The 6,817-nt window shown below is 65.9% G+C and carries 5 protein-coding genes; 4 read left to right on the forward strand and 1 reads right to left on the reverse strand.

The window, feature by feature from the left end:
• Positions 1-955: hypothetical protein (locus tag NTW26_00485; protein MCX7020751.1), on the reverse strand; the 955-nt coding region annotated here is incomplete at its 3' end.
• Between the two features lie 838 nt (positions 956-1,793).
• Here NTW26_00485 and NTW26_00490 point away from each other — a divergent pair.
• The 4 genes from NTW26_00490 to NTW26_00505 form a co-directional block, all read left to right on the forward strand.
• Positions 1,794-3,155, forward strand: coding sequence for an alkaline phosphatase family protein (locus NTW26_00490; protein ID MCX7020752.1), 1,362 nt, complete (start codon positions 1,794-1,796; stop codon positions 3,153-3,155).
• A gap of 2 nt (positions 3,156-3,157) precedes the next feature.
• A complete protein-coding gene (locus NTW26_00495) occupies positions 3,158-4,984 on the forward strand; it encodes an alkaline phosphatase family protein (protein MCX7020753.1) in 1,827 nt (608 codons plus the stop codon).
• Positions 4,985-5,333: 349 nt separating this feature from the next.
• Positions 5,334-6,473 carry an aminotransferase class V-fold PLP-dependent enzyme gene (locus NTW26_00500; GenBank protein ID MCX7020754.1) on the forward strand — a complete coding sequence of 380 codons (1,140 nt, stop codon included), beginning with the start codon at positions 5,334-5,336 and terminating at the stop codon, positions 6,471-6,473.
• 150 nt (positions 6,474-6,623) lie between these two features.
• The coding region (locus NTW26_00505) for an S-adenosylmethionine:tRNA ribosyltransferase-isomerase (protein MCX7020755.1) at positions 6,624-6,817 on the forward strand (194 nt) is incomplete at its 3' end.

A 6,817-nucleotide genomic window follows, 5' to 3' on the forward strand; every position in this document is an offset into this window, starting at 1 on the left:
CGGTCTGCCAGTAGTCGTCGGCGTAGCCGTACTCCTGCACCTCGCTGGGCCACCAGTTGTTGGTCTGGGCGGACTTCCACCACCAGAGGTCCAGTTGAGGTGCGAGACCCTCGTTGCCCATGTCGGCGGTGAGCTTACAGGTCCAATCGTTACCGTCCTGGTGCCAGCTGGCGTCCCAGCCGTTCTCCCAGAAACCGGAGACCGAGGGGATGGGCGGCAGCTCGCCTGTGCCGGCGTCGGGATCGTACGGGCCGTCGGGATCCTGCCAGCAGTCCCAGACCAGGAGCAGGGTGTCGGAGGAGTAGCCGTGGTTGTAGAGCTCGTCGCCCCAGAAAGCCGGATCCACGCCGTCCGCGACCATGGGATCCCAGCCGTTCGACACCTGGCGTATATAATTGATCAAATCCATCTCGCCGCCGATGTCCCTGTAGAAGCGCCAGCGTTTGTAGTAGTGATCGTCGCAGCCGTAGGGGTCGGTCCACTGGAAGGCCATGTAGAGCGTGCCGACGCCGGCGGCCACGTTGTAGCACGCCGCGACGTTGATCTCGTCCACCACGCCCGAGGACGGCGCGTTCACGTTGTAAGTGTTGCCGTCCGGGGCAACCTCCGTGTCATCGCCGTAGCCGCTGGCGTATTGCTTGTGCTCCAGGGTGTAGGTGTGCCATGTGACCGTGCCCAGGTCTGGATGCCAGACCTCCTCGGGCGACAGCACGCCGTCAATGGTCGGCAGATTGGTGATGTACTCGGGTACGATGGCGTTGGCAACGTTCTCGCCGCCGTTGAAGTCCAGGATCAGATGTGTGCCGCACCAGTTGTCGTACGAGTCATCGGTGACGAGCACACTGAAGGCCTGATCCATGTACTCGGCGATGGGGAAGGTGGTTTCCTGTTCCTCGGGAGAGCAGGAAATGAGCAACAACGCCCCAATGAGCGCGCAAAAGAATAAGTTACGCACTTTAAACCCCTCCTTCTTAAGAGTGGGGGAGTAAGAGCTTGAGGGTATCTCAATCGAGTACATAAATCAGCGAAAGGCTACACCAAGAACGTGGGCGTGTCAAGATTCAATTTTTTGCCGTCCGAGCCCGAAACGGCGTAACACCTCCGGCGAACCGAGCGTAGCGAGCTACGCCCCCGGCGAACCGAGTAATGCCCCGGCAAACCGAGCGAAGCGAGCTACGCCCCGGCGAATATCCTGGGGAGTCCACATTTGCGTTGTTGGCGCGCGGAACATTCGTTTATAATGGTTTTTAAAATAGTTCGGAAACAAAGTAACGCTCCGGCGAACCGAGCTTTAGCGAGCTATGCCCCCGGCGAACCGAGCTATGCTCCTGGCAAAAAGAGGTTGGTTATGGCGGCGATAAAAGGCCGCACCGCTTGGATTATCACCGTCTCCGCCGTCGTGGTCCTGGCGGCGCTCGTCTGGATTCTGGGCTACACCGAAGTGGGCTCCGATCCGGCGTACATATACGTCGCCCTGAGGGGCCTCGCCGGGGCGGAGACGCCCATGCCGGGTTCGACGGTCTGGCTCCTCCCCCTGGTGGACTCGCTGGTCCCGGTTCCCGCCGGGCTGCACGAGCTTTCCGGTTTCGTTCCGGTCGAAACCTCCGACGGCAAGCTGGAGGTGGAGGTCCGCCTCGCGCTGGACCTCGACCCCGCCGGCGCGGTACAGGTCGTTGACGCGTGGGGCGCCGACTGGGACGGGGAGCTCATCCGGGAGATCCTGGACTCGGTCGTCGGCGAGAGAACCTTCGACGGGACGACCGCGGAGCTCTACACCACCCGCGGCCCTGCGGGTGGGGCGCATCGCGCTCCCGACGGCCCGTTTCTCCGCCGACCAGACCGAGGACGCCGGGTTCTTCAAGCCGGTGAAGGTGGTCGTGCTGGGGATGGACGCCCTGGAGGACACCCTGGTCAACAAGCTCATAGACATGGGCGAGCTGCCCAACTTCGCCCGGATGCGCGACGAGGGTTACCTGGGGACGCTGCAATCCGAAGCGCCCTACTTCTCGCCGGAAATCTGGACCACCTTCGCCACCGGCAAACCGGCGGACGAGCACGGCATAACCGCCTTCACCCGGACCAACCCCAAGACCGGCCAGCTGGAACCTCTCTCGGCGCTGGACCGCAAGGTTTCGACCTTCTGGGAATTTCTAGGCGGGCGCGACCTCTCCAGCATCGTCGTCAACTGGTACTACTCCTGGCCCACGGGGGAGATTAAGGGCTTCAACCTGACCAACTACGCCTGGGAACCCAAGTTCGGCAAGGGCTTCATCGGCATCCCCCACTACGACGAGCTCCCCGGCAAGGACTGGCCCGAGGGCATCACGGCGACGGTGAACGAGGCAATCGCCAACCGGCCCTACATCTCCGAGGATGACTACGCCCTGGCCTGGGTCCTGCCGGAAATCCCGGCGGCCACCACCGACGGGACGCCGCTTAAAGGGGGGCCGCCCCTGCCGCACTACCTGGAGCGGGACGTCCTGGCCGCCAACGCCTGCTTCTGGCTCATGGACCACGAGGACTGGAACATCGCGGCGGTGTACCAGGAATTCCCGGACGTGCTCTGCCATCTCATCTGGCCGGCCCACGCCTACCGGTGGGAGAAGCTGACCGGCGAACCGAGCGACCTGCCGCCCATCCCGCCCCAACGTCGGGAGCTGGCCGAGAAAGCCGGCGACACCATCATCGAGGCGTACCGTTTTGAGGACAAGCTCCTGGGCATCGCCATGGACCGCTGGGGCGACGAGGCGGTCATCGTGGTGGTGAGCGACCACGGCTTCAACACCATCTACCCGCCGAAGACCATCCTCATCGGCGACGACCAGATGCTGACGAGGTTGTACTGGCACGACCCCACCGGCATCTTCGGGCTCTGGGGCCGCCACATCCAGCAGGGGGTGACGGGCGAGATAACCATCTACGACTTCCTCCCCACCGTCCTGGCCCTCCTCGGTATACCGGCGGCGCAGGACATGCCGGGGCGCGTGGTGGAGGAGGCCCTCGAGCCCGAGTTCCTCGACCGGATGAAGGCCGGCCCTCTGGCCGAAAAGCCGAAGACCTACGACTCCCGGGAGCGCGAGGTGGACCACGACATCGTCAACGTCGTCGGCGAGGCGGAGCTGGAACGCCTGCGCGCGCTGGGGTACCTACAGTGACCTTGAGAAAAGGCGTCAAAACCGCGTTGATTATGGGCGGCGCCGTCGCCGCCCTCGCTTTGGCCGTCTGGCTCACCGGCTATACCGAGGCGCCGTCGGAGCCCGGATGCGGCTACATCGTCCGCGGCGTCTCGGGGGAGTACCGGGCGGTGGGCGTCGGGGAGACGGTCTGGGTCTTCCCCATTTTCGGGGAGCTCACGCCCTACCGGCTGGGGAAAAACGTCCTCTCCAGCCCGGTGCAGCTCGAGGCCGCCGACGGCCCGCTCACCCTGGAGCTGGAGACGGAGCTGGACCTGGACCCGGCCGTCGCGCCCGGTTTCTACGGCCTCGTGGATGGAGACCCGGAATCTGGACTTGGCGGGCTGGCCGGACGATTATTAAGCGACACGGCGGGCGGTTTCACGACCGGTGAGCTCTGGTGGGGCCGCCGCGGCGAGTTCCGGGCCGCCGCCGAGGGTATTCTCCGAAAAGCCCTGACCGACGCCGTGCCGGGGCTGACGATTCACCGAATATCCTTCCCGGCGATTCTCGACGGAGCCCCGGAACCCCCCGCCGAACGCCGGCTGGTCATCCTGGGCGTGGACGCCCTGGACGACAAACTGCTCGCCGACTTCGCCGCCGAGGGCTGGCTGCCGAACTTCTCCCGCCTCCTCGACGGCGGATGTTTATCCGTCCTGCGCTCCGAGGCGCCCTACTTCTCCCCCGTAATCTGGACCACCATCGCCACGGGGCTGTCGCCCGCGGAGCACGGGCTGACGGACTTCACCCTCCCGACGGACGACGGCGGCCGCCGTCCGATCACCGCCGGGGACCGCCTGGCGCCCACCTTCTGGGAGATAGTCGCCGCCAAGGGGCTGCCCCCGATCACGGTCAACTGGTTCGCCACCTGGCCGGCCCGGGAGATGCCGGTCGGGGTAACGCTGACCAGCTACGCCTGGGAGCCGCGCTTCACGCGGGTTTACACGCCGCTCACCGATTTCACAAAAATTCCCCGGCGGACCTGGCCCGAGGGAATCATGGCGGAGGTGGACCCGGCCGTCGCCTCCCGCCCGTACATCGACGAGGACGACTACCCGGACGCCGGGCGCCTGGAAACGGTGGAGCGTGGGAGCGGCACCCCTCTGGTCCACTACCTCACCCGGGACGCGCTTACCGCAAACGCCCTGTTGTACCTGATGGGCACGCGGAACTGGAGAGTCGCGTCCTGCTACCTCGAGGCGGGCGACGTGGCCTGCCACCTCCTGTGGCCCGCACACGCCCTCTGGTGGGAACGCCTGAGCGGGGATCCGGCCCTCGTCCCCCCCCGGACCCCGGAGTACCTGGAAAAGGCGGAGGCGAACGGGTGGGGCACCCTCATTCGGGATTTCTACGTCTGGGCGGATAGATTCGTCGGCGCGGTGCTGGAAAAGCTCCAACCGGGCGACATCCTGATAGTCCTCTCCGATCACGGCTTCGCCAGCGCCTACCCGCCGGAGGACGTCCCCGTCGGCGGCGGCGCCGTTGGGCGCATGTCTTACTGGCACGACCCGACCGGGGTGCTGATTCTCTACGGGGAGGGCGTCAGGCAGGGCGAGAAGGGTCCCGAGGCGAGCGTGTACGACGTCTGCCCCACCGTCCTGGCCTTGTTGGGGATTCCGCCCGCGGGGGACATGCCCGGACGGACGCTTACCGGGGCCCTGGAGCCGGTCCTGGCGGCGTCGCTGGAGAGGGGACCCCTGTCCCACATCGTCCCGACCTACGGCCGCGAGAAACCGACGGGGGCGGATCTCACGCCGGATCTCTCCGAGACCGAGTTGGAAAGGCTCCGCGCCATCGGTTACCTGCAGTGACGAGAGCGGCCTTAAAATCCGGGGACCGCGCCCGTCCGGCCCCTTTTTTCTTGCCGAATAATCAACTGCGTCATATTCCGGCAAAGCCCCCGGTCCACGGAGGTCTCCCCTCCCCCCGTCGCCCGGCGGATGCACGAGAGACGATTCCGTTCAGCCGCGGGCACCGATGACTTTAACGTGGCATGTACAGGGTGCCTTTTGGTATAATAAAGAGGTTAATTAATTCAATCCAAGTCAATCATCGAACTATTCACGCGGCGTGCAACCGGGGGAGCCGTCGCTTCGTAACATAAGGTAAAGCCGAAACATGTCGGACCCAACCCGATCCCACACGACACCGGGAGCGACCTTGAACGACACCCTGGCGAGATTCCAGGACGAAAGGCGAAAATTCCCCATCACCCGGCGCTTCGCCTACCTGAACCACGCCGGACGCGGGCCCCTGTCGCCCCCGGCGCACGCGGTCATGGGGCGCATCACCGAGGAGATGCTCTACGTCCACCCGGACCAGCTCCCCGGGATGATCGAGGACTTCCGCCGCACACGGAGCTCCATCGCGGAGCTGATCGGGGCTCCGGCGACCTCCATCGGCCTCGTCCCCAACACCTCTTCGGGGATCGCGATGGCCGCCGGCTCGCTGCCCATCCAATCGGGCGACAACGTCATCTGCGCCCAGGGGGAGTTCCCGTCCAACGTTTACCCCTGGCTGAACCTCACCCGACGCGGGGTGGAGGTCCGCTTTCTGGAAAGACGGCCCGGCGGCGTCACCGTGGACCAGGTGCGAGAGGCGGTGGACGGACGGACCCGGGTCGTCGCCCTCTCCTGGGTCGGCTTCTCCGACGGGGTGAGGATTGACACCGCGGCCGTGGGCGCACTGTGCGCCGAGCGGGGGATATATTTCGTCGTGGACGCCATCCAGGGGGTCGGCGCGCTCCGGGTGGACCTCGGGGGGATAGACGTCCTGGTGTCGGGCGGCGGGAAGTGGACCCTGGCCCCCCAGGGCTCCGGCTTCGTCTATATCCGCCCCTCCCTGGTGGAGAAGCTGCACCCCGACCGGGTGGGCTGGCTCTCCATCGCCGGCCTGGCGGAGCTCAACGACCTGAACGCCCTGACGGCGTACCGGTTCGAGCTCGTCGGCGACGCCCGGCGCGTCGAGACCGGCAGCAACTCCGTTCTCACCCAAACCGCCCTGGGGGAGAGCTGCCGCTATTTGAAAGAGCTCGGCCCGGCGGCCATCGAGGAGTGGATAATCGCGCTATGCGATTACCTAGTCGAGGGGCTCCGGAAGAAGGGTTACCCCATCGTCACCCCGCTGGTGGAGGGGCGCCGGTCGGGAATCGTCTGCTTCGGGGTCGAGGATGCGGTGAATCTGGTCGAGAGGCTCCTCGAGAGGGACGTCATCGTCTCGGCGCGCGAGGGGAACGTCCGGGCGGGCATCCATTTCTACAACGACGAGGACGACGTGGACCGCCTGCTGGCGGAGCTTTAGCGCTTGCACCGGATACGGCCCATCACCCTGATCGCCCGCCGACCACGCCCTCGAGCTCGCCCTCGGCTTCGCCGTCCACCCGGGCTACGACTGCGTGGCCCGGCTCGATAAATGTGTCCCGGGCGCCTTTTTCGTCAAGAAGCCGTAACTATGCCCATCTTCGCCGCCGATTACGACTACGAGCTGCCCCGGGAGCGCATCGCCCAGCGCCCCGCCGAGCGGCGCGACGGGTCCCGCCTGATGGTCCTGGTGGGTAACCGCCCGCCGGAGCACCTCCTCTTCCCCGACCTGCCGAAGATGCTGCGTGAGGGGGACGTGCTGGTGGCCAACGACAGCCGGGTCAT

The organism is bacterium, from assembly GCA_026398675.1.
Classification (GTDB): Bacteria; RBG-13-66-14; RBG-13-66-14; order RBG-13-66-14; family RBG-13-66-14; genus RBG-13-66-14.